We start from the raw sequence: 21,829 nt of genomic DNA, 5'->3' as shown, positions 1-21,829 counted from the left end.
CACATGCCAAAAACCAGTGCCACGCTGCTGATAATCGATGATGACGAAGTAGTGCGCGCGAGCCTCGCGGCCTATTTGGAAGACAGTGGTTTCAGCGTCCTGCAGGCCAGCAATGGCCAACAGGGTCTTCAGGTATTCGAGCAAGACAAGCCCGACCTGGTCATCTGCGATCTGCGCATGCCGCAGATGGGCGGTCTCGAACTCATCCGTCAGGTCACCGAGCTGTCGCCGCAAACACCGGTGATCGTGGTGTCGGGTGCCGGCGTGATGAACGACGCGGTCGAGGCGTTGCGCCTGGGCGCGGCGGATTACCTGATCAAGCCTCTCGAAGATCTGGCCGTGCTCGAGCATTCCGTGCGCCGGGCCCTGGATCGTGCGCGCCTGCTGCTGGAAAACCAGCGCTATCGCGAGAAGCTGGAAAAGGCCAACCGCGAACTCGAAGCCAGCCTGAACCTGCTCCAGGAAGACCAGAACGCCGGTCGCCAGGTGCAGATGAACATGCTGCCGGAAAGTCCATGGAGCATCGACGAGTTCAAGTTTGCGCACCAGATCATCCCGTCGCTGTACCTGTCGGGTGATTTTGTCGACTATTTCCGTGTCGATGAGCGTCGGGTCGCGTTTTACCTGGCAGACGTATCGGGTCATGGCGCCTCTTCAGCCTTCGTCACCGTGGTGCTGAAGTTCATGACCACGCGTTTGTTGTTCGAATCCAAGCGCAACGGCACATTGCCGGAATTCAAGCCTTCGGAAGTCCTTGGTCATATCAACCGGGGACTGATCAGTTGTAAGCTGGGTAAACACGTCACAATGGTCGGTGGAGTCATCGACGAGGAGACCGGTTTGTTGACCTATAGCATTGGCGGCCATCTGCCTTTGCCTGTGTTGTACACGCCTGACAGTGTTCGTTATCTCGAAGGACGCGGTCTGCCGGTGGGCCTCTTCAATGAAGCCACCTACGAAGACCACGTGCTTGAGCTGCCACCGACGTTCAGCCTGACGCTGATGTCTGATGGCATTCTGGATCTTTTGCCAGAACCTACGCTCAAAGAAAAAGAAGCGGCTTTGCCCGAACGGGTGAAGTCAGCGGGCGGCAGCCTGGATGGTCTGCGGCAAGTGTTTGGATTGGCCACGCTAGGGGAGATGCCGGATGATATCGCCCTGTTGGTGTTGAGCAGGAATCTTTAATGAGTACCGGTAGAATCCAGTTCGCCGAGCAGGACGGCACCTTCGTCCTGAAGTTCGTCGGTGAAGTTCGCCTGACCCTGTGTTCGGCGTTGGATGCGACTATTGAGAAAATCTTCACCGCGCTGAATTTCAACGCGATCGTGATCGATTTGACCGAAACCCGCAGCATCGACAGCACCACATTGGGCCTGTTGGCCAAATTGTCGATCCTGTCGCGGCAGAAGGTCGGCCTGCTGCCGACCGTCGTCACCACCCACGATGACATCACCCGTCTGCTGCAATCGATGGGTTTCGAGCAGGTGTTCAACATCGTCAACCACCCAGTGCCATGCCCGGAGTGCCTGGACGACTTGCCGGATCAGGATCAGTCGGAAGAGGTTGTGCGGATCAAGGTGCTGGAAGCGCACAAGATCCTCATGGGGTTGAACGATTCCAATCGTGAAGCCTTCCATGATCTGGTGAATGCCCTCGAACGGCACTGATCCTCTGAAGTGATGTTGTCTGGGCCGGCCTGCTCGCGAAAGCGGCCGCAAGATCACCAAGAATTTCCCAGCAGCCACAAAAAAGGGCGAACCTATGAAGGTTCGCCCTTTTTGCATTCCAGCGACTCAGATCACAGCTTGGCTTGCAGCAATGCCTCAAGCTTTTCCTGATCACGGGCAAACTGACGGATGCCTTCAGCCAGTTTCTCGGTGGCCATCGCGTCTTCGTTGGACAACCAGCGGAACTGCGCTTCGTTCAGGCTCAGGCGCGCTTCACCGGCATGACCCGGCGCCAGTTTGCGCTCCAGCTTGCCGGTGTCTGCCGCCAGCTTGTCGATCAGGTCCGGGCTGATGGTCAGGCGGTCGCAGCCGGCCAGTTGTTCAATCTGGTTCAGGTTACGGAAGCTCGCACCCATCACCACGGTCTTGTAGTCATTGGCCTTGTAGTAGTTGTAGATGCGCGTAACCGACTGCACGCCCGGATCATCGGCACCGGTGTAGTCGTTGCCGTTGGCCTTTTTGTACCAGTCGTAGATGCGGCCCACGAACGGCGAGATCAGGAACACGCCAGCATCGGCGCACGCAGCAGCTTGTGCGAAGGAGAACAGCAGGGTCAGGTTGGTCTGAATGCCTTCCTTCTCCAGCACCTCGGCCGCGCGGATACCTTCCCAGGTCGAGGCGATCTTGATCAGTACGCGGTCGCGGCCAATGCCGGCCTTGTCATACAGCTCGATCAGACGGTGCGCGCGTTTCAGCACGGCATCTTTATCGAACGACAGGCGCGCATCCACTTCAGTGGAGATACGGCCTGGAATCACTTTGAGGATTTCCTGACCCACCGCGACGCCAAAACGGTCGCTGGCCAGGCCCACATCGCCCTTGCAGTCGCTGACGCAGGCATTCAGCAGCTCGGCGTAAGCAGGAATGGCCGCTGCCTTGAGCAGCAGGGAAGGGTTGGTGGTGGCGTCGACCGGCTTGACCCGGGCAATCGCTTCGAAGTCGCCGGTGTCGGCAACCACGGTGGTCATTTGTTTGAGTTGTTCCAGCTTGGAAGTCATGTGTGTGCTCTGTCCTGTGGGTTTGACGACATTACCCGAGCGCTGACAGCCACTCAAGGGCGGGTGCGTGTATCGACGGCCCATGCGGCAACAACCTGAAAACGATTGTTTGAAAGGGAGGGCGCGGTATCGATGAATACGATGCCAAAACCGCTCACAGGTTCAACGCAACTGACCTGCGTACAGATCAGTCGCGCATGGCCTACTGCGCGTTCAATTGAGTGGCGGCGGCCATTTTTGCCGGTTTCGGTTGCCCGCCCGAGGTCAGCAGGCCGAAGTTTTTCTCGCGATCGTTACTGCCCGAGTCACTGTTCTTCCATTCGTATATCGATGTCAGCGGGATGTTGAGTCTTTTTACATCGGCGATGAATGCGCTGATTTTGTTGGCTTGTCCGTCATTGCCACCGTTGGAGGTGAGCGCCGAGATGCCCCATTCACTGAGGACGCCGGGCAGGTGGAAGTTCTGCTGGATGAAGGCCTGCGCATTGCTGATCTGCGTGGCGGTCATGCCGTAGGGGTGATAGGAGATCGCGTTCAGGCATTTCGGGTATTCACTGACGATGCGGCTCAGCGCCACGGTTGAGGCAGAGCCTGCCGTCGGTGCCCGGGCGAAACCGTAGCCGACCCGTGGCGTCGATTGCGGTTTGTCCTGCAGCGACTTGCACACCGCGCTCATGAACGGCACGAACGTCGTGTCGAAATTACGAGTCGGCCAATAGGTTTCAAGGTCCGGCTCATTCCAGATTTCAATCGCCGCCAATTGCGCGCTGTAGGTTGTCTCCAGACCGGTCAGCGCGTTGGCAAAGGATTCGCCAGCCGTTGCCAGTTCAGCGCTATTGCCTGACGCCGAGGTCAGCGGCTTGATGGCGCGCACGGTCAGCAAAACTGGCAGGCCAGCGGATTTGGCCGCTGCAAAGGCATCACTGACCTGCTTCTGATAGGCCTTGGCGCTGAGGCTGTCGCTCCACACGCCGAAGCGCACAAAACTGAATCCTGCTTCTTTGATGTGTGCGGCATCTTCGGCGGTGAAGTTCTGGATCTTCACCTGAACACCGATGGTTCTGGCGGGGAGGTTGGGGAACAGTTCACTGGCGTGAACCTGCGTCGCGGCACTGAGCGCCAGTAACACTGAGGCGCTGAGCCGTTTGAGATGGGCTGATTTCATGTCGGTTCTCCCGATGGGAATGACAACGGCGAATAGTTATCTTGTTACATGAATTACGAAACTAACAACGACGCTTAGTGCGCGAATGTTATTAATTGTCAGGAAGTCATTATCCGAAAATCACAGTTATTTTTAGTCCGGTAATTCTGGTTGGGGCGCTTTTGGGTCTGTGGTACTTAATACGCTGTAGTAACAGGGCGAATCTATTTCTGAGTGCATGAAGATCTAGTGGGTTCATTAAAGTTCGCTCTAGATGTTGGCAGTTTGATATTACACAGGAAAGTAAACCTTGTTCAAAAAGATCCTTGTCGTCTGCGTGGGCAATATATGTCGAAGTCCGACAGCAGAACTTCTGCTGCGTAACGCGCTGGCGCCTTCAACGATCTCGGTGACCTCCGCAGGCCTCGCCGCACGTGTCGGCGAAGGCGTTGAAGCCTCGGCGCGGCAGGTGCTGGAGGATCACGGGCACAGTGCCCAGGGGTTTCAGGCGCGGCAACTGACAGCCGACATCGTCAATGAATCAGACCTGATTCTGGTCATGGAAAAACAACACGTAAATCAAGTATTGAAAATTGCCTCTCACGCGAGAGGCAAAGTGTTTTTGCTCGGCAAATGGCAGAGCGAGCGCGAAATACAAGATCCCTATCGTCAAGGCAAGGCCGCTTTTATTCATGCCCATGCATTGATTGAAGATGCTGTCAGCTCATGGGCACAACGTCTCGCACGTTGATGAATATTCTTCAGATCAGTGAATGGTAAGAACAGACTTATGCAGTTACCGTCAGTAATCGCCAGCCGTGATAACGATCAAGACAGTATTGATCTGCTCGGCATATTCGGCAGTTTGATTGACCAGAAGTGGTTGATCGGCGCGTTCACCGGCGCCTTCATGGCCGCCGGTGTTGCCTATGCAGTGTTGGCCACGCCCGTGTACCTGGCGAACGCGCTGGTGCAGGTCGAACCGAAAAAGAACGACATGCTCGGGTTTTCCGACCTCAACAGCATGCTCGGTGGGCAATCGCCGTCGGTGACCGAAATCGGCATCATCAAGTCCCGCGCAGTGATCGGCAAAACCGTCGATGACCTGCGTCTGGATATCGATGTCACTCCCAACCGGTTCCCGGTTATTGGCGGTTTTCTCGCCCGCCGTTATCACGGCGAAACCGAGTTAAGCGTCGCGCCGCCGCGTTTCGGCTTCAACAGCTACGCGTGGGGCGGTGAGCGTGTGGACATCGCCCGGCTCAACCTGCCGAAAGAGCTGTTGGGCAAGAAGCTTACGCTGATCGCCGGTGAGCAAAATCACTTTCAGTTGCTCGATGAGAACGACAATTTGCTGGTCGACGGCGTCACCGGCGAAGCCTTCGCTCAAGACGGCGTTGAAGGCTTGATCGCGCAGCTATCGGCCAACCCCGGCACGCGTTTCGAAGTGGTGCGTAATCCACGGATCGTGACCATCCAGAGCTACCAGGATGCGTTGGATATCACTGAACAGGGCAAAGAGTCGGGAATTATTCGTCTGGCGCTGGCCAGCTCCGATGCGCCCGAGGCGGTGAAGATCCTCAACAAGATTGCCGCGCTTTACGTGGAACAGAACGTGCGACGCACCTCGGCTGAAGCGGCGCAAAGCCTGGCTTTTCTGCAAAGCCAGTTACCGCAGGTCAAACGTGATCTGGCCAAGGCCAGCGATGCGCTCAACGCCTACCAGACTCACGGCAAAACCGTGAACATCTCCCTGGAAACCCAATCGGTGCTCGGTCAGTCCGTGGCGCTCGAAACGCGAATTTCCGAGCTGAAAATGCAGCAGGCGGAGATGGATCGCAAGTTCACCAAGCAGCATCCGGCCTATCGCGCGTTGATGAGCCAGATCGGTGAATTGACCCAACTACAGAAGTCACTGGAAGGCAAGGTTCAGGACTTGCCGGCCACGCAACAGGAATTGCTCAACCTGACCCGCGATGTCGAAGTTGCCTCGCAGATCTACACGCAACTGTTGAACAAATCCCAAGAGCTGGACATCGTCCGGGCCGGCGCTGTCGGCAACGTACGTTTGGTGGATGCGGCGGATGTCGACCTGACCAGTCCGGTCAAACCGAAAAAACCTTTGATCGTGCTCATCGCCACGTTCCTCGGCGCCTTCCTCGGCGTGGCGCTGGTGCTGCTGCGCAAATCCCTGAGCCGTGGTCTGGAAGGGCCAGAGGCCATCGAGCAACTCGGCCTGCCGGTCTATGCGTCGATTCCCTATAGCGCACTGCAACAGGAAGAGGACGGGAAAAAAGGTCGCGCTCGCGACGGCGCCGACAAACCGGCGTACCTGTTGGCATTGCGCAACCCGACGGATCTGTCCATCGAATCGATCCGCAGCCTGCGCACCTGTCTGCACTTCGCCGGCCTGGACTCGACCAACAACCGCATCATGATTTCCGGGCCGAGCCCGCAGGTCGGCAAGACCTTCGTGTCCTCCAACCTTGCCGCCGTCATGGCGCAGAGCGGCCAGCGTGTGGTGCTGATCGATGCCGACATGCGCAAAGGGCATCTGCACAAGACCCTGAACGTACCGATCGAAAATGGTCTGTCGGACCTACTGGTCAAACGCTGCAGCGTCGAACAGGCGATCAATAAAATCGAAGGCGCCGACCTGCACTTCATCAGTCGTGGCCAGGTACCGCCCAATCCTTCCGAGCTGTTGATGCACGCCAATTTTCGCGAGCTGCTGGCGCAACTCAGCGACATGTACGACGTGGTGATCATCGATACACCGCCGCTGCTGGCCGTGACCGACGCGGCGATTGTCGGCCGTGATGCGGGCATCAGCCTGATCGTCACGCGCTTCGGGGTGAACCCGGCCAAAGAGATCGAGTTGACCATTCGCCGCTTTGCCCAGAACGGCATCGAGCTCAAAGGCGCGGTATTCAACGGCGTCGAGAAGCGCGCGTCCAGCTATTACGGCAACGGCGGCTACGGCTATTACAACTACGAATACGCGTCCGACAAGTCCTGAGTTTCAGCGGTTGTCCTTACTTTTGAAGTGGGTGAATTGTGAAGAAAATACTGCACGTGGCTGAAACGATAAAAGGTGGCGTCGCGACGGTGATCCGCACGATTTCAACGTCCCCCGAAGACGACGCTGCCAACTATCAGCTGGTCTATCTGGTCCCGCAGGATCAGGAAAAGGAACTGCACGGCATCGCACCGCAGCAGATACGTACTTTCGCCCGTACCGGGCGCAATGTGCCGTCGCTGCTGCGTTTCGCCTGGCGTCTGGCCCAGGTGATGCTCAAGGAGAAACCGGACGTGGTGCATTTGCACAGCACCTTTTCCGGGGTAATCGGTCGTTGCGTGTGTGTGCTGTTGCGACCGTGGCGCAAGCCGAAAATCGTCTACTGCCCACACGCCTTTTCGTTCCTGATGGAAAGCTCGCCGACCAAGCAGAAAGTCTATGCGTGGATCGAGCGCGTGTTGCAGAAGGTCACCGACGTGATCATTTGCGTCAGCCAATACGAACTGGATAAAGCCGCACGGTTTGGCATTGAGCGCAAGCGCATGAAGCTGATCTACAACGGCATTCATCACCGCGACGATGCAGCGAAAACCCACAATCCCGAGCCGATTCACCTGCTGTTTGTCGGCCGTCTCGACTACCAGAAAGGCTTCGACGTGTTGCTCAAGGCCTACGCCAAGGTGCAGCGCAACGATCTGAAACTGACCGTGGTGGGTAGCGCTGTCAACGAGGATGCGGTCGAGTGCCCACCCATGGACTCGGTTGAATACTTGCCGTGGGTTACGCCGAGCGAAGTGCACGCGCTGTATCAAAAAGCCGATGCGCTGATCGTCCCGAGCCGTTGGGAAGGCTTTGCCATGGTGCCGCTGGAAGGCATGGCCATGGGGCTGCCGGTGATTGCCAGCAATTGCACGTCGTTGCCCGAGTTAGTCACTGACGAAGTGTCCGGTTACGTCTTTCCCTCAGGTGACCATCAGGCACTCGCCGACGTGCTTTCGAAAATCCAGAAGCCACGGTTGCTCGACCTCGGCAACGAAGGTCGCAGCATCGTCCGCGAGCGTTTCAGCGCTGCGTTGATGATTCGCCAGACCTACGATCTGTATCGCGCTCCCTCTTATTAAGTAGAACTCAAGCTTATGAACGTAACGATTTTGCATGGCTACAGTGCGTCCAACTCCGGTGACGGCCTGCTCGTCGATCTGGCCATTGCCCTGGTGCAGCGCAACTTTGGTGATGACACCGCGATCAGCGTCGTGGCTTCCGATCCCGAGTCCTTCAGCTATTTGCCGCACCCGCGTTTTGACGCGCCGGTGATGGCGGCCAAAGGTTTGGGCCGGGTCAAGCAAGCCGTGTTTCTCAATCAGTCCTACGCGGGGCTTGCCGATCTGTTGAAGAAAACCGATCTGATCGTCGGCGTCGGTGGCGGCTACATGCGCTCGAAAAGCGCTTTTGAACACATCAAACTGAAACTGGGCCACGCCAAGCAACTGGAAACCGCGATCCTCAGCAAAGTGCCTTCGGTGTACCTGCCGCAGAGCATCGGCCCGTTCCACGGCGAGAGCAGCAAAATCGTCGAGCATTACGCCAGCGCCGATGCGGTGTTCGTGCGCGACAATCGCTCTTCGGCGATCTTCGATGCCTGTGAAAACGTCTACCGCGCGCCGGATCTGGCGGTGCAGTCATTGGCGAGCAAAATCCTTCTGCAACCCAAGTTCACCCGCTGCGCCTCATCGCCGGCAACGGTCTGTGTGGTACTGCGCAAGCCGCCAGAGTGGAGCAAGGAAAAGAAAGTCGCCTACGTGGCCAACCTGAAGTTGCTGCTGCAGCGCCTCAAGAACAAAAGCAAAGTCGTCTGCGCCGTACAAAGCGCTGTGCGTGGCAACGATGACGGTGCGTTCTATCGCGAATTGGGCATCACCGAAGACCTGCTGTCGTTGAAGGCCACCATTGCTAAATATCAACCGGACCTGGTGATCTCCGTGCGCCTGCACGGGGCCATCGAATCGCTGCTCTCCGGCGTGCCGGCGTACCACATCAGCTACGAGCGCAAAGGCTTTGGCGCCTATCAGGACATGGGCGTCGAGGACTGGGTCATCAACGGCGGCGACATCGATGTCGACACCATCATCAACACGGTTTACGCACCGAATGCACTGTCTGATTTCGGCAAGCGCCTGACCGATACCTGCCGCGAGATCGAGGCGAAAACCGTGGCCATGGACGACATCATCAAAGGGATCGTTCGATGATATTTCGGCTGTTGCTTCGCGGCGGTGCATTAGGCGCGAAGTTTTTGCTGGTGCTGGCCATCACCCATTTCCTCGGTTATGAGGCCCTGGGTTTTTACGGCGTGGTGGTCGCGGCGTCGTTGATCGCGTCGAAGTTCTACAGCGTCGGTTTCAGTTCCGAGATCAATCGGTTGATCAGTGTTGGCGGCAGTTCGCGCCGGGTTGTCGACAAGGTTTTGCTGCTGTACCTGGCGGTGGGGCTGGTGTTGTCGCTGGTGACCGTGGGGATTTACTCACTGTTCCAGCAGGTTGATGCGCCGATCGCGCTGATCGCTTGTGTGACGCTGGTGTTGCTCACCGAGCACCTGTCGTTCGAAATCAACTCGTTCGTGTTTTCCGCACAGAAAGCCACGGCGGGTGCGTTGCTGTTTTTCATCAAGACCGGCCTGTGGGCGTTGTTGGCCGTGGGCGGGATGATGCTCGGCTGGGTGTCGGGCGTCGCCAGTGTGTTGTGGCTGTGGGTCGCCGCCAACGTGCTGGTGATCATTGCGGGTTACTTGATTGTGGTGAGAGTTCATCACGGGCGAGAAGCCGGGACGCTGGCTACGGGCGCCGTGTGGAAGGCCGGGTTGCCGTTCTATCTCGGCACCGGGTTGATCGCGTTGAGTCAGTACGCCGAGCGCTTTCTGATCATCGACCTTGAACCCTACGCCAGCCTCGGTAAATACGTATACGCGTGGTCGGCCGCCAACACCTTGCAGGCGTTGTCTTACGCGGTGGTGGCGGTGGTCGGCATTCCGGTGCTGGCCAAGCGTTTTCAGGCGGATCAACAGGCGTTCACGGTCAAGCAACTGTTCGTGAACAAGTGGGTTGCACGTTCGCTGGTGGTCTCCGCTGCCGTGGCGGTGGCGATTTATCTGTTCTTCAACATCGTGCTCGATTACGTCGCCACCAGCGTGCCGCGTCCGGATAACGCGCTGCTTGCCGTGCTGATTTTCTCCTTCGCCCTGCGTGCGATTGGCGACATCGTCTGGGGCGGGTTGATCGCTTCGAAAAACAGTCGGGTGTCACTCGCCAGTGCGGCGATCTGCTTGCTGGTTTCGGTGCCGGTCAGTTACGTGCTGATCAAGCACTATTCGATCTATGGCGCGGCTTGGGGCAACGTCTTCGCGATCATTGTGCAACTCGGCGTGATTGCTCTGTTGACCCGCGTGACCGGCACGAAAAAGGCTGCCGTGTCATGGGCCTGAAGCTGCCGTGCATCGAGTTTCGTGGCAAGAAACTTGATTCATACGTCTCGTTCCTGATCCTCTTCACCGGTTTGTTTCTGTCGGTGGCCATGCCACTGCTGATCCCCCGTGATCCCGGCCCGGATGCCATGACGTTGTGGTCGTCTTACGCCCGCGCCGACAACTGCAATTTCTGGAACCCGTTCTCGCCGGATCGCTCCTCCTACGAGTGTTCGGCATTCCTGCTGCGGCCCACCGGGATCAACCTGACCAATGCCTGGGCCTATGGCATGTTCTGCAACTTTTTCCTCACGGCGATTCCGGTTGTGGTGTTCCGGCGCATGCCGCTGGCGATTTTCGGCACCCTGTGTCTGTGGGGCATCGTGCGCTCGTTTTTCCTGGAAAACCTGACCAAGGAAATCATCGTGTCGGTGGCGGTGCTGAGCATTTTGCTCAGCTCGTTGACGCGCAAATATCGTGGCGGTTTTTTTCTCTCGGCGGTGATCTACGGCGTGCTGATCCGGCCTTACTGGATTCTGTTTTCGCTGTCCTGGGTCGGCGTCTGCGTGATGAAGAAGTACGTGTCGCGTTTCACCTTCTTCCTGATGCTGTTCCTGTTTTACCTGGCGGTGGCCATGGCGATCCAGGTGGCGCTCGGGTTTCCGGTGTCGTCGATTCGCGCCAGCAACAACGAGTTGCGCACGGCGGGGGAGGAGGGCTCGAAGTCGTTGATCGTGTCCTGGCTCAGCGGCAGTGACTTCGTCTCGCAAGCGCTGGACTCGATGATCATCTTCTTCCGGCTGTCGTTCCCGGTGGAGCTGATTCTGCTATCGGGGCCGGGCCAGGTGATCTTTGTGGCGTTGATGATCATGACCGCGCTGCTGCTGTTCAAAGTCATCACCTCGACCGATTACAAAGGCGCGCCGATCCAGACCAAACCCAAGGAACTGATCGCGATTCCGCTGGCGTTTTTGCTGGTGCAAGGCTTGTTCGAGCCGGACTTCGGCTCTTTCGCCCGGCACTTCTCGATGGTGGTGCCGGTGCTGTTTGTCGGCCTGGGATTGATGCTGCGCGCGAACAAACCGATGCAGGTTGAATCAAGAATTCTGAATTGAGGCAGGTGCTTTATGTCGAGCAAGAAAAAGTCCCTGGAGATCGAAACCCTGCGTGGCCTGGCGTGCCTGCTGCTGGTGCTCTATCACGTCATCGGCCCGTTGGGCGGTGGTTTGAAGATTGATCTGGGCTCGCCGTTCCGGGTGCTCGCCGACTCGATGGTGTACGTGCGCATGCCGCTGTTCACCTTCATTTCCGGCTACATCTATTCCATCTACAAAATCCGCGGTAATGACTTTTCGACGTTCTTTTCCGGCAAGGTGCGGCGGTTGATCGTGCCGCTGTTTTGCGTGGGCGTGCCGTTCTCCGTGTTGCAAGCGGTGGGGCCGGGGGTGAACAAGGATGTCGGTGTGATGGACGCGTTGTTGTCGTTCTGGGTGCCGATCAATCACTTCTGGTTCTTGCAGGCGGTGTTCATCATTTTCATGTTCGTCGGCCTGTTGGAGTGGCGTGGCCTGTTGCGTTCGGCGACCCGCTTGTATCTGCTGTTTGCCTTTGCCGCCGTGGTATTTCTGCTGCCGCCGTTCAAGTTCGACGCGTTCGGCATCAACGGTGCGATCTACCTGCTGCCGTTTTTTGTGGCGGGGATGATTGGCCAGGAAAACGTCAGCAAGTTGAAGCAGACGTTCAAGGTGATCGGCCCGTTGGTGTTTGTGTTGATCTCGCTGACGCTGTTGTATGTGGCGGCGGTGGATCGCGAGTTGATCGTTGATCGCCGCAGTCTGATCGGTCTGACCGTGGGCTGCGTGTCTTGCTTCGCGCTGCTGTCCAGTGACATGCGCTCGAAGTGGCTGACCTGGCTGGGCGGTTATTCCTACGCGATTTTCCTGTTCCATGTCTTGTTCGCGGCCACCTCGCGGTTTGTACTGGGGCGCCTGGGCGTGAAGGATGAGAGCCTGCTGGTGTTCGGTGGTGTGGCGTGCGGTTTGCTCGGGCCGGTGGTGTTGTCGATGATTTTCAGTCGGTTCAACTTTACGTCCGTGCTGTTTTTGGGTGAGCGTGCGGCGAGTAAAAAACCGCCGGCGACCATCACTCCGGTGGTGCAGGCATGAGAATGCTAAAAGCTTCGCGAGCAGGCTCGCTCCCACACTGGATCTGTGTCTGCTCACGATCACTGTGGGAGCGAGCCTGCTCGCGAAGGGGCCACTACGGACTAATGGAAATTTTGCATGTTGGTAGTTGATGACACCCGGCCAGTTGCAGCCGCGATGGTTGAGGTGGGCGATGCGCGCGAGCGCTTTGCCCAGTGGCGAGAAGGCAAGGCCGGCAAGGTGCTGGCGGTCTCGGTGATCGGCGACAGCTACAGCGCCGGGCAGGATTTCTATCTGAACAAACTGGTGCAGCGTGTGGCCGGCGAGGTGGGTTTTGCCGGCCCCGGTTACGTCGGCTTCAACCATGGCGCGGCACTTGGCGGCACCCATTTCAAATACACCCGCAGCAGCGAAAAGTACTTTGGTGGTGGCTGGGATGTGTCCAGCCTCGGCCAGGCCAGCCCCGACAGCCGCACGGTGACGGGGCGTCCCGGCGCCTGGTTGCAGATCGATGCCAACCCGACACCCAGGATCAGCACGGCGGTCACTCAGGCGAAATTGCTCTTTCTGGGCAATGGCGAGTCCAGTGAACTGCGCTATCGCTGGACGCCATCGGAGGACTGGAAGCCGTTGACGCTGGCCGGTTCCGGCGTTCAGGAAGTGCCATTGTCGGGCACGCCGACAGCGGCGGATTGGGCGTTCAAACTGGAAGTGGTGAAAGGCGCACCAACGCTGTTCGGCGTGTGGATGAGCAATGATCAGAACGGTGTGCGGGTGTCGAAACTCGCGGCGTCCGGCGCGGCATCTGCTGACTTTTATCACAAGGATCCGCACTGGCAGACGCAGTGGAAAGCCGCCGTGTCGAAGATTCCCGCCGACGTTTACCTGATCATGCTCGGTGGCAACGATCAGGGTTTCGGGGTGAAGCCCGAGGCGTATCTGCAGAACGTTCAGGGGCTGGTGGGGATGATCCGCGAGATCCAGCCGAAGGCGAGCATCAACCTGATCATGCGGCAGGACACTACGCGCTCCAGTGCGTATCCGATGTCGGCGTATGCACAGGTTCTGCAACCCTGGGCACACGAGCAGCATCTGGGTTACGCCAACCTGCAATGCGCCTTTGGCCCCGACGTCAAACGCTATGCTGCCGCGATGATTGGTCCGGACAAGATTCATCCGGTGCCGGCCACGGGTGGAAAGGTGATTGCCGATTATTTCTATGGCTGGATCGTGGGTGGCCACACAGGCAATTGCAGCGAAACACCTACCCGTTGATCGTTCCCACGCAGAGCGTGGGAACGATCAGGCCGCGTCAACTATTCGAAGGCCTCGACCTGATCGAGCAATTCCGTGAGCTTCTGCGGCATCAGGCGCGTATCACAACGGGTTTCCACGTTGATGATGATCGCCGGGTCGTTACAGCAAATGCGCACGCGAAAGCGCCAGTCGCTGAAAATCACTTTCAGACCATCGCGGTCGTCGATTTCCAGCGCCTGTTCGCCGTAAAGCTTTTTCAGATGGGCGAGGAGGGGATAGGGATCGGCCATCGTCCGGCGAATATCGCCGGACGAAGGAAACATGCCAATGCGCTCCACCAACAGGATGGTGCCCAGCCAGGACTCGTTGGCGCTGGGCAACGGCTGGTGGCGTGACAGCCAACTCACCACCCCGAGGTTGCCCACCTCGCGTTCAATCTCTACGGAATGTTGTGCAATGTTCATGGTGACCTGCCTGAAGTGAAGAGTGGGCGTCGAGTGTCTGGGCCGTCTCAGCGGCCCTTGAGGTACACGTTTTCGTAGCAGAAGTTGGTCGCTTGCAGATAACCCTCGGCATCGCCGCAGTCGAAGCGCAGGCCCTTGAACTTGTAGGCCAGCACGCAACCGTTCTGCGCCTGTTTCATCAGCGCGTCGGTGATCTGGATCTCGCCACCCTTGCCCGGCTGGGTATCGGCGATCAGGTCGAAAATGTCCGGGGTCAGGATGTAGCGGCCGATGATCGCCAGGTTCGACGGGGCGTCCTGTGGCGCCGGTTTTTCCACCATGTTGTTGACCCGGTAGATGCCGTCGGAAATCAGCTCGCCAGCGATCACACCGTACTTGTGCGTTTGATCAGCCGGGACTTCCTGGATGGCGACGATCGAGCAGCGGAATTTCTTGTACAGCTGGATCATCTGCGCGAGGACGCCGTCGCCTTCCAGGTTCAGGCACAGGTCGTCGGCCAGAACTACGGCGAAGGGTTCGTCGCCGATCAATGGGCGACCGCTGAGAATGGCGTGGCCCAAGCCTTTCATTTCTACCTGACGGGTGTAGGAGAACGTGCAGGTGTCGATCAGCTCACGGGTGCCGGCGAGAAACTTCTCTTTCTCGGTGCCGCGAATCTGGTGTTCCAGTTCATAGCTGATGTCGAAATGGTCTTCCAGCGCACGCTTGCCCCGGCCTGTGACGATTGCCATGTGTTGCAGGCCGGCGTCCCGAGCTTCTTCAACGGCGTACTCGATCAACGGTTTGTTGACGATCGGCAGCATCTCTTTCGGCATTGCTTTGGTGGCCGGCAAGAAACGCGTGCCGTAGCCGGCAGCGGGGAACAAACATTTACGAATCATAAAAGTATCCTGGACAGTCATGGAACACAGCCAACGGGTGCATGCACTAACGAAGGAGTGCAAGTTTCAATAGTTATTGAACGAATGCTTTAATACCTGAGTCAGGTTGTTAATGGCAAATAGCGGAGGCGCTAAAACACGACAATGTTATGCGATGTCGGTTAGAGCGTTATTAGTTATTTTTAGTCGGCATCTGTTGATAGTGATGAGTGCACTTGCAGTGCTAATAAGTACCGGGCAATACAGTGTGACCTGCAAAAATAAATATTGCCAGTCATTGAACTAGTTTTGTTTTCGGTTGTTGTCGCCTTGTTTGTGTGGATTGCGACACATCTCCACAACAAGAGGCTTGACACGCTACTTGGCACTTATCCAATTACGGACCCGCGCTATGAAGATTCTGGTAACCGGTGGCGCCGGCTATATCGGCTCGCACACCACACTTGCTTTGCTTGAAGCAGGTTATGAAGTTGTCGTGCTGGATAATCTCTGCAACAGCAGCGACGCGGCATTGCATGCGGTGGAAGCCATCTGTGGCAAGAGTGCGCTGATGATTCGCGGTGATGTCTGCGACCGGACGCTGCTCGACCGGATTTTCCAGGAGCATGCCATTGGAGCGGTGCTGCATTTCGCCGGGCTCAAAGCCGTCGGCGAGAGTGTGCGCAAGCCGCTGGCGTACTACGAAACCAACGTCAGCGGCAGCATCACGCTGTGTCAGGCGATGGCAGCGGCGGGGGTGTTCCGGCTGGTGTTCAGCTCCTCGGCGACGGTGTATGGCGAGCCTGAGCAAATGCCGATCCGCGAGGATTTCCCGACCGGTAATCCGACCAATCCCTACGGCCAATCCAAACTGATTGTCGAAAACGTCCTGCGCGACCTGAGCCAGTCGGAGCCGCGCTGGAGCATCGCCTTGCTGCGGTACTTCAACCCGATCGGCGCGCATCACAGCGGTCAGATGGGCGAAGACCCGAACGGCATCCCCAATAATCTGGTGCCTTATATCAGCCAGGTCGCGGTGGGCAGCCTGCAAGAACTGTCGATCTTCGGCAACGATTACCCGACCGTCGACGGCACCGGCGTGCGTGACTACATCCACGTTGTGGATCTGGCGGACGGCCACCTCAAGGCTTTGCAGTCGATCACTGACCGCACCGGCATTCACACCTGGAACCTCGGTACCGGCGATGGCTACAGCGTATTGCAAGTACTGCGCGCCTTCGAGCAAGCCTGCGGGCAACCGGTGCCATATCGGATGATGCCGCGTCGTTCGGGGGATATCGCCGAGAGTTGGGCTGACGCTTCCAAAGCAGAGCAAGAGTTGGGCTGGAAAGCCACGCGTAGTTTGCAGGACATGGTCACCGATACTTGGCGCTGGCAATCGAACCATCCCAAGGGTTATCTCGGCTGATGTCGTTTTGATGCGAAATGTTAGTTTCGGTCAGGTGTTAGATATCGTCGGGAAAATACGCTGGAAATGCCTTTTGCAAGTCCGTAGATATAAACCTGCCGTTCGACTTTTATCAGTTGGGTAAGACTGTGAAAGAACAACGGATCTTGTTCGCATTTTTCGCGGACTTGAACTCTACCACCTCTAACACCAATCGGTTTTTAACAGGTTGAATGTTAGAAAGGAGTTGATATGAAAAAAGTGATGGCAGTTGCCCTGTTGACGATGTTGAGCAACTGGGCTGCCGCAGCTGAAGCACCGCTGACGGCGGTGACCAATGTAGGTGGCAGTGTGGCGGCTTCTCAAGCGCCTGCAGCCAGTACTGCAATGGTTGCCAGTGCAGTAGCGGCGTCCAACAGCGGTGGCAGTGCCAACGGCGGTACCACCGGCACCACAGGTACCACCGGTACAACCGGCACGCATAACTAACAGAAGTTTTGTTAGTGCAGTACAGGGTCGCCCGACGCAAGTCGGGTGACTTCTTTTTAGATTCGCCCTTGAATAGCGTAGTGCCATTATGACTCGTAGTTTTTCTCTTTTGATGTTGGCAAGTTTCGCTTTACAAGGTTGCATGTTTTCCCCGGGCCAATACCTGAGTACCAGTGACATCACCCGCCAAGGGGCCAGTGAAAGCAGCCGGGTCGAGCTGATCCCGATCACCCCCAAGCTGATTTCCACCACCCGCGCCACGCACAAGCGTGAGTCGCTGCCGGCGGAGCTGTTGGCGACCCCGGCCGAGTACCGCATCGGTAACAACGATGTCTTGTACATCACGGTCTGGGATCACCCTGAGCTGACAGCCCCGTCCGGCGCGCAACAACAGATCGATGCCAACGGCCGACTGGTGCGCTCCGACGGCACGCTGTATTACCCGTTCATCAAGGAAGTCCAGGCCGCCGGCCGGACCATCCAGCAATTGCGCGCCGACATCGAACAACGGCTGTCGGCGTTCATCGCCGAACCGCAGGTGGATGTCGCGGTGCTGCGTTTCGCCAGTCAGAAAGTCGTGGTCACCGGCGCGGTGGCCAAGGGCGGCCCGCAAGCGATTTCGACCAATCCGCTGAGCGTGGTCGAAGCCCTCGGTTCCGCCGGTATCGATACCAACAATGCTGACTTGTCGGGCCTGACGCTGACGCGCAACGGCCGGGTTTATCCGCTGAATCTCGACTCGCTCAATCAGCAGGATTCCGAGTTGCAGGGTGTCTACCTCAAGGGGGGCGACCAGTTGTATCTGCCGTACAACGACAACAAGCGCATTTACGTCATGGGCGAGGTCAACCAGCCGCGCGCATTGAGCTTCAAGACCGCCACCATGAACCTCTCGGATGTGCTCGGCTCGGTCGGCGGCTTGAGCCAGACCACCTCCAACGGCAACGCGGTGTACGTCATCCGTGGCGTGGAAAACCTCGACGTCGAGCCGGCGAAGATCTACCAGTTGAACGCCGAATCGCCGACCGCCATGGCCCTCGCCACGCACTTCGAAGTCCGTCCCCAGGACGTGGTCTACGTCGGGCCTGCCAACGTGACTCGCTGGAACCGCTTCATCAGCCAATTGGTGCCGTCGGCGTCGATTGTCGGGACCGGGGCTTCCGCTGCGAAGAACTGGAGCGAATACAGTAACAACAGCAAATAAGGCCGCCGACTGTGAACACGTTGAAAGTTGGCGTCTGCCTGAGTGCGGCCCTGTTGTTGTGTGGCTGCAACCCGCTGATGAGCGCTTCGTTGAACAACCTCAAGTCGGCGGTGATCGGGCCGGACGAGGTGGACGTGACCGCGGCCCAGGTGGCCGAGGTCACCTATCCGCAAATCAAACTGACCACGCCGTCCGGCTCCGGGGTGTTGGCGCTGGTGCGCGAGCGTGAAGACCTGCAGTTCTGGGTCGCCTCCGGCAAACAAGTGTTGCTGCTGCGTAATGGCCTCGCCGTGCGCAGCATTGGTCTGGGACTGGAAGGTGATCTGGACGGCACGCGTCTGGCGGATAACTCACCGTTCAAGCAAGGCCTGCATCAAGTCGCCGATGGTTACACCACCCGGCGCTGGATCGATCTCTACAAGGGCCAGGAAGTCGGGGTGATCGTCAACAGTCGCTTCTCCCGCAAGTCCATGGACACCCTGACCATTCTCAACAAGGACTACCGCGTGCTGCGTGTCGATGAGCAGATTGACGCACCGGCCATTGGCCTGAGTGCGACCAATCGATATTGGGTCGATCCCGTCGACGGTTTCATTGTGCAGAGCGAGCAACAGCTGACGTCGCAGTTGCGCGTGAAGATCGTGCAACTGACGCCCGCGCGCAGGCATGTCCCGTGAAGCGCTTCAGAACGCTATCGGCGTGTTTGCTGTTGCTCACCAGCGTCAGCCAGGCCGCAGTCACCGTCAGCGGTGACGTCGCCAACCCCGGGCCGGTCAAGCTACCGGCGGGCGGGCGCCTGCTCGACGTGATCAACGAGGCTGTACCGAATGCCGAAGGTTATTGGCTGGCGGGTGTTTTGTTGCGGCAGTCATTGCTGGAAGAACAGGCGCGGCTCAAGGCTGGCGTGCTGTTTGATCTGGACGTGTTGCAGCGCATGGCGTTGCTCTTCGACAAACCGAGCCGTGCAGCGCTGGCACTGCGTTTGACCGAGCAAGTTCGGCAGATGCAGGTGACGGGGCGGCAGGTTGCCGATCTCGATCCGGTCGCGGTGGAAGTCGGTTTCGCGCGCAACATTCGTCTCGACGATGGCGATCGCCTGATCTACCCCAAACGCGTCGATGAGGTCGAAGTGCTCGGTGCTGTCGCCGAGACCTGCCACTTGCCTTATCAGCCGCTGCTTGAAGCGCGTGAATACCTTGAAGGCTGCACGCCGCTGGACGATGCCGAGGCCGATTACCTGTGGCTGATCCAGCCCAATGGCGTGGTCCGGCGCGTCGGCATCGCGCACTGGAATCGCGAGAGCGGGCACTTCCCCGTGGCCGGCAGCAAGATTCTGGTGCCGGTAAAAAATGATGATCTTGATCCGCCTGTCCCTGAGCTGAATCAGCAGTTGGCCGAATTGATTGCCACGCAGCTGGCCGAGGTGGTTCGTTGAATTTACGTTTTGCAGCTGTGTTGTTATTGCCGTGTGGTCTGGCGTATGCCGAGCCGCGCATCACTCAAAATGACTTCGGTGGCACCGGCCTGTTGCAGACGCCGACCGCACGCATGGCCCCGGCCGGCGAACTGAGCGTCAACGCCAACCGCACCGAGCCTTACAGTCGCTACAGCGTATCGCTGCAGCCGCTGGACTGGCTCGAAGGTTCCTTTCGTTACACCGCGATCACCAACCGGCCGTACGGCTCCGAGGCCCTCAGCGGCAGTCAAAGCTATAAGGATAAGGCGGTCGACGCCAAAGTCCGGCTGTGGCAGGAGAGCCACTGGCTGCCCGATGTAGCCCTGGGCTTCCGAGATATCGGTGGTACGGGTTTGTTCTCCAGTGAGTTCTTTGTCGCCAACAAGCGCTTCGACAATTTTGATTTCAGCGCCGGCATTGCCTGGGGTTATCTGGGCAATCGCGGCGACATCGACAACCCGTTGGGCTATGCCAGCGATCGCTTCGATACCCGGCCCGCCCTCGAAGGCACCGGTGACGTCAACTCGGGTTCGTACTTTCGCGGCAAGCCTTCGTTTTTCGGTGGCGTGAGTTACCAGACGCCCTGGGATCGGCTCAGCCTGAAACTCGAATACGAAGGCAACGACTACAAGCACGAGCCGAAGGACAACATCATCAACCAGGACTCGCCGATCAACTTCGGCGCGGTGTTCAAAGTGGCGGACTCCGTCGATGTCAGCGCAGCGTGGGAGCGCGGCAATACGGCGATGTTCGGCATCACGTTCCACACCAATTTCGCCACCCGCAAGGCACCCGCCAAGACCTACGACCCAACCCCCGAACCGTTGCCGGCGAAGATGCCGACCACGTCGATGGAGCAGGTCGACTGGGCCAACGTCTCCCAGCGTTTGCAGCAGAACGCCGGGTACAAGGTCGAGCGCATCACCCAGCGCGATTCCGAGTTGATCGTGTATGGCGAGCAGCAGCGTTACTTCCATTCGTCCAAAGCTGTCGGCCGTGCGAGCCGGATTCTGGATAACAGCGTCAACGACGACATTAACTGGTTCACCATGGTCAACAAGCGCTACGACTTGCCACTGGAAGAAACCAGCGTGCCGCGCCAGACCTTCCGCGAAGTGATCAACAACGAGGAACCGCTGCTGTCGCTGCACCGCACCACCGAGATCAATCCGGCGATGCCGCACAACGAGAAAACCCTCTACACCGAAGCGCCGCAGCATTTCAGTTATGGCGTCGGCCTGGGCTTCAAACAGAACGTCGGCGGCCCGGATGGCTTTCTCTATCAATTGAGTGCCGACGCGGACGCCGAATATCGCTTCAACCGCAACACCTGGTGGAGCGGATTGCTCAGCGCCAACCTGATCAACAACTTCGACAAGTTCACCTACGATGCACCCAGCGGCTTGCCGCGCGTGCGTACGGATTTGCGTCAGTACCTGACCGAATCCGAGGTGACCATGCCGATGTTCCAGCTCAGCCATACCGAGCAACTGGATAAAGACTGGTATGGCATGGTTTATGGCGGTTATCTGGAGTCGATGTTTGCCGGGGTAGGGGGCGAGGTGCTGTTTCGTCCGACCGGTGAGCGCTGGTCGGTGGGCGCGGATCTGAATTACGTGCGTCAGCGTGAGTTTGATCAGGGCTTTGGTCTGCGTGATTACTCTGTGGTCACCGGGCACATCACTGGCTACACGGATTTGCCTTACGACACGCTCGCGGCCATTAGCGTCGGCCGGTATCTGGCCGGTGACTGGGGCGGCACGCTGGACATCTCCCGCGAGTTCTCCAACGGCGTGCGCTTCGGCGCCTGGGCCACCATCACCACAGCCAGCAGTGCCGAGTACGGGGAAGGTAGCTTCGACAAAGGTCTCTATCTGTCGATCCCGTTCGACGAGATGATGAGCATGTCGACCATGCGCCGCGCCAACCTAGTGTGGGCGCCACTGACCCGTGACGGTGGTGCGCGGCTCAATCGCGGTTACCAACTGCACTCGATGACCGATAGCCGCGATGACGACATGTTCTATCGCAACTTCGAGAAAATCACCGAGTAACGGCTGATCGATCGACGTTCAAGCCGACGCTATCCCTGTAGGCGCTGCGGCACGCTGCGATTTTTTGATCCTGATCCTTGAAGATCAAAAGATCGCAGCGTGCCGCAGCTCCTACATGGGTCATGTGACGAACCCCGGATCCTGGCCA

At 58.1% G+C, this 21,829-nt stretch carries 20 protein-coding genes; 16 read left to right on the top strand and 4 right to left on the bottom strand.

All coding sequences use genetic code 11. The annotated features are described in order from the left end of the window. The first annotated feature begins 3 nt into the window (after positions 1-3). Both rssB and rssC read left to right on the top strand, forming a co-directional pair. Entirely contained in the window at positions 4-1,185 is a 1,182-nt protein-coding gene (gene rssB / locus ACA074_RS18360) for a two-component system response regulator RssB (RefSeq protein ID WP_497677547.1), read from the top strand. Beyond that, positions 1,185-1,667, top strand: a complete 483-nt coding sequence (gene rssC / locus ACA074_RS18355) for an anti-sigma factor antagonist RssC (RefSeq protein WP_042560140.1) — start codon at positions 1,185-1,187, stop codon at positions 1,665-1,667. Before rssB ends, rssC begins: the two co-directional genes overlap by 1 nt. A gap of 131 nt (positions 1,668-1,798) precedes the next feature. Here the strand turns inward: rssC and tal are convergent, their stop codons facing one another. Then, entirely contained in the window at positions 1,799-2,725 is a 927-nt protein-coding gene (gene tal, locus ACA074_RS18350) for a transaldolase (RefSeq protein WP_201237474.1), read from the bottom strand. 202 nt (positions 2,726-2,927) lie between these two features. Beyond that, positions 2,928-3,890 (bottom strand): glycoside hydrolase family 5 protein, encoded by a 963-nt coding sequence (locus tag ACA074_RS18345; protein ID WP_497677546.1) that lies wholly within the window; start codon positions 3,888-3,890, stop codon positions 2,928-2,930. 289 nt (positions 3,891-4,179) lie between these two features. Between ACA074_RS18345 and ACA074_RS18340 the strand changes: the two genes are divergently transcribed. From ACA074_RS18340 to ACA074_RS18305, 8 genes are all read left to right on the top strand, one after another. Continuing rightward, the gene (locus ACA074_RS18340) at positions 4,180-4,620 is read left to right on the top strand and encodes a low molecular weight protein-tyrosine-phosphatase (RefSeq protein ID WP_187677546.1); all 441 of its coding nucleotides are present in this window, start codon (positions 4,180-4,182) and stop codon (positions 4,618-4,620) included. Between the two features lie 39 nt (positions 4,621-4,659). Continuing rightward, positions 4,660-6,888: a polysaccharide biosynthesis tyrosine autokinase gene (locus ACA074_RS18335; RefSeq protein WP_497677545.1), complete on the top strand. Its 2,229-nt coding sequence runs from the start codon at positions 4,660-4,662 to the stop codon at positions 6,886-6,888. A 38-nt stretch (positions 6,889-6,926) separates the two neighbouring features. After that, on the top strand, positions 6,927-8,009 hold the full coding sequence (locus ACA074_RS18330) for a glycosyltransferase (protein ID WP_489880948.1): 1,083 nt from the start codon (positions 6,927-6,929) through the stop codon (positions 8,007-8,009). A 15-nt stretch (positions 8,010-8,024) separates the two neighbouring features. Further along, positions 8,025-9,137, top strand: coding sequence for a polysaccharide pyruvyl transferase family protein (locus ACA074_RS18325; RefSeq protein ID WP_497677544.1), 1,113 nt, complete (start codon positions 8,025-8,027; stop codon positions 9,135-9,137). Beyond that, the gene (locus tag ACA074_RS18320) at positions 9,134-10,366 is read left to right on the top strand and encodes an MATE family efflux transporter (protein ID WP_401266221.1); all 1,233 of its coding nucleotides are present in this window, start codon (positions 9,134-9,136) and stop codon (positions 10,364-10,366) included. Before ACA074_RS18325 ends, ACA074_RS18320 begins: the two co-directional genes overlap by 4 nt. Beyond that, positions 10,357-11,460 (top strand): hypothetical protein, encoded by a 1,104-nt coding sequence (locus tag ACA074_RS18315; RefSeq protein ID WP_497677543.1) that lies wholly within the window; start codon positions 10,357-10,359, stop codon positions 11,458-11,460. Before ACA074_RS18320 ends, ACA074_RS18315 begins: the two co-directional genes overlap by 10 nt. 12 nt (positions 11,461-11,472) lie before the next feature. Further along, positions 11,473-12,510 (top strand): acyltransferase family protein, encoded by a 1,038-nt coding sequence (locus ACA074_RS18310; RefSeq protein WP_497677542.1) that lies wholly within the window; start codon positions 11,473-11,475, stop codon positions 12,508-12,510. 117 nt (positions 12,511-12,627) lie between these two features. Further along, a complete protein-coding gene (locus tag ACA074_RS18305; RefSeq protein ID WP_497677541.1) occupies positions 12,628-13,764 on the top strand; it encodes an SGNH/GDSL hydrolase family protein in 1,137 nt (378 codons plus the stop codon). A gap of 41 nt (positions 13,765-13,805) precedes the next feature. Here the strand turns inward: ACA074_RS18305 and ACA074_RS18300 are convergent, their stop codons facing one another. Then, positions 13,806-14,210 carry a phosphohexomutase domain-containing protein gene (locus ACA074_RS18300; RefSeq protein WP_187677554.1) on the bottom strand — a complete coding sequence of 135 codons (405 nt, stop codon included), beginning with the start codon at positions 14,208-14,210 and terminating at the stop codon, positions 13,806-13,808. Positions 14,211-14,257: 47 nt separating this feature from the next. Next, positions 14,258-15,091, bottom strand: coding sequence for a UTP--glucose-1-phosphate uridylyltransferase GalU (galU, locus tag ACA074_RS18295; RefSeq protein ID WP_187677555.1), 834 nt, complete (start codon positions 15,089-15,091; stop codon positions 14,258-14,260). Positions 15,092-15,482: 391 nt separating this feature from the next. Between galU and galE the strand changes: the two genes are divergently transcribed. The 6 genes from galE (at position 15,483) to ACA074_RS18265 (ending at position 21,681) form a co-directional block, all read left to right on the top strand. Further along, entirely contained in the window at positions 15,483-16,499 is a 1,017-nt protein-coding gene (gene galE, locus ACA074_RS18290; RefSeq protein ID WP_497677540.1) for a UDP-glucose 4-epimerase GalE, read from the top strand. Between the two features lie 231 nt (positions 16,500-16,730). Continuing rightward, positions 16,731-16,967, top strand: coding sequence for a hypothetical protein (locus tag ACA074_RS18285; protein ID WP_016775457.1), 237 nt, complete (start codon positions 16,731-16,733; stop codon positions 16,965-16,967). An 88-nt stretch (positions 16,968-17,055) separates the two neighbouring features. Then, positions 17,056-18,171: a polysaccharide biosynthesis/export family protein gene (locus ACA074_RS18280; RefSeq protein WP_187677557.1), complete on the top strand. Its 1,116-nt coding sequence runs from the start codon at positions 17,056-17,058 to the stop codon at positions 18,169-18,171. 11 nt (positions 18,172-18,182) lie between these two features. Continuing rightward, positions 18,183-18,848: a YjbF family lipoprotein gene (locus ACA074_RS18275; protein ID WP_497677539.1), complete on the top strand. Its 666-nt coding sequence runs from the start codon at positions 18,183-18,185 to the stop codon at positions 18,846-18,848. Beyond that, positions 18,845-19,606 carry a capsule biosynthesis GfcC family protein gene (locus ACA074_RS18270; protein WP_401266238.1) on the top strand — a complete coding sequence of 254 codons (762 nt, stop codon included), beginning with the start codon at positions 18,845-18,847 and terminating at the stop codon, positions 19,604-19,606. Before ACA074_RS18275 ends, ACA074_RS18270 begins: the two co-directional genes overlap by 4 nt. Beyond that, positions 19,603-21,681 carry a YjbH domain-containing protein gene (locus ACA074_RS18265; protein ID WP_187677560.1) on the top strand — a complete coding sequence of 693 codons (2,079 nt, stop codon included), beginning with the start codon at positions 19,603-19,605 and terminating at the stop codon, positions 21,679-21,681. Before ACA074_RS18270 ends, ACA074_RS18265 begins: the two co-directional genes overlap by 4 nt. Positions 21,682-21,829 lie beyond the last annotated feature (148 nt).

The sequence above is a fragment of the Pseudomonas sp. LBUM1655 genome, assembly GCF_059716085.1.
The sequence above is the reverse complement of the archived record's forward strand: the minus strand, read 5'-3'. Positions and strand labels throughout refer to the sequence as shown.

Bases quoted from the DNA above. Each gene is read 5' to 3' on its own strand.
- rssB (WP_497677547.1), top strand. From the start codon at position 4: ATGCCAAAAACCAGTGCCACGCTGCTGATAATCGATGATGACGAAGTA.
- rssC (WP_042560140.1), top strand. From the start codon at position 1,185: ATGAGTACCGGTAGAATCCAGTTCGCCGAGCAGGACGGCACCTTCGTC.
- tal (WP_201237474.1), bottom strand. From the start codon at position 2,725: ATGACTTCCAAGCTGGAACAACTCAAACAAATGACCACCGTGGTTGCC.
- ACA074_RS18345 (WP_497677546.1), bottom strand. From the start codon at position 3,890: ATGAAATCAGCCCATCTCAAACGGCTCAGCGCCTCAGTGTTACTGGCG.
- ACA074_RS18335 (WP_497677545.1), top strand. From the start codon at position 4,660: ATGCAGTTACCGTCAGTAATCGCCAGCCGTGATAACGATCAAGACAGT.
- ACA074_RS18325 (WP_497677544.1), top strand. From the start codon at position 8,025: ATGAACGTAACGATTTTGCATGGCTACAGTGCGTCCAACTCCGGTGAC.
- ACA074_RS18320 (WP_401266221.1), top strand. From the start codon at position 9,134: ATGATATTTCGGCTGTTGCTTCGCGGCGGTGCATTAGGCGCGAAGTTT.
- ACA074_RS18315 (WP_497677543.1), top strand. From the start codon at position 10,357: ATGGGCCTGAAGCTGCCGTGCATCGAGTTTCGTGGCAAGAAACTTGAT.
- ACA074_RS18310 (WP_497677542.1), top strand. From the start codon at position 11,473: ATGTCGAGCAAGAAAAAGTCCCTGGAGATCGAAACCCTGCGTGGCCTG.
- ACA074_RS18305 (WP_497677541.1), top strand. From the start codon at position 12,628: ATGTTGGTAGTTGATGACACCCGGCCAGTTGCAGCCGCGATGGTTGAG.
- ACA074_RS18300 (WP_187677554.1), bottom strand. From the start codon at position 14,210: ATGAACATTGCACAACATTCCGTAGAGATTGAACGCGAGGTGGGCAAC.
- galU (WP_187677555.1), bottom strand. From the start codon at position 15,091: ATGATTCGTAAATGTTTGTTCCCCGCTGCCGGCTACGGCACGCGTTTC.
- galE (WP_497677540.1), top strand. From the start codon at position 15,483: ATGAAGATTCTGGTAACCGGTGGCGCCGGCTATATCGGCTCGCACACC.
- ACA074_RS18285 (WP_016775457.1), top strand. From the start codon at position 16,731: ATGAAAAAAGTGATGGCAGTTGCCCTGTTGACGATGTTGAGCAACTGG.
- ACA074_RS18280 (WP_187677557.1), top strand. From the start codon at position 17,056: ATGACTCGTAGTTTTTCTCTTTTGATGTTGGCAAGTTTCGCTTTACAA.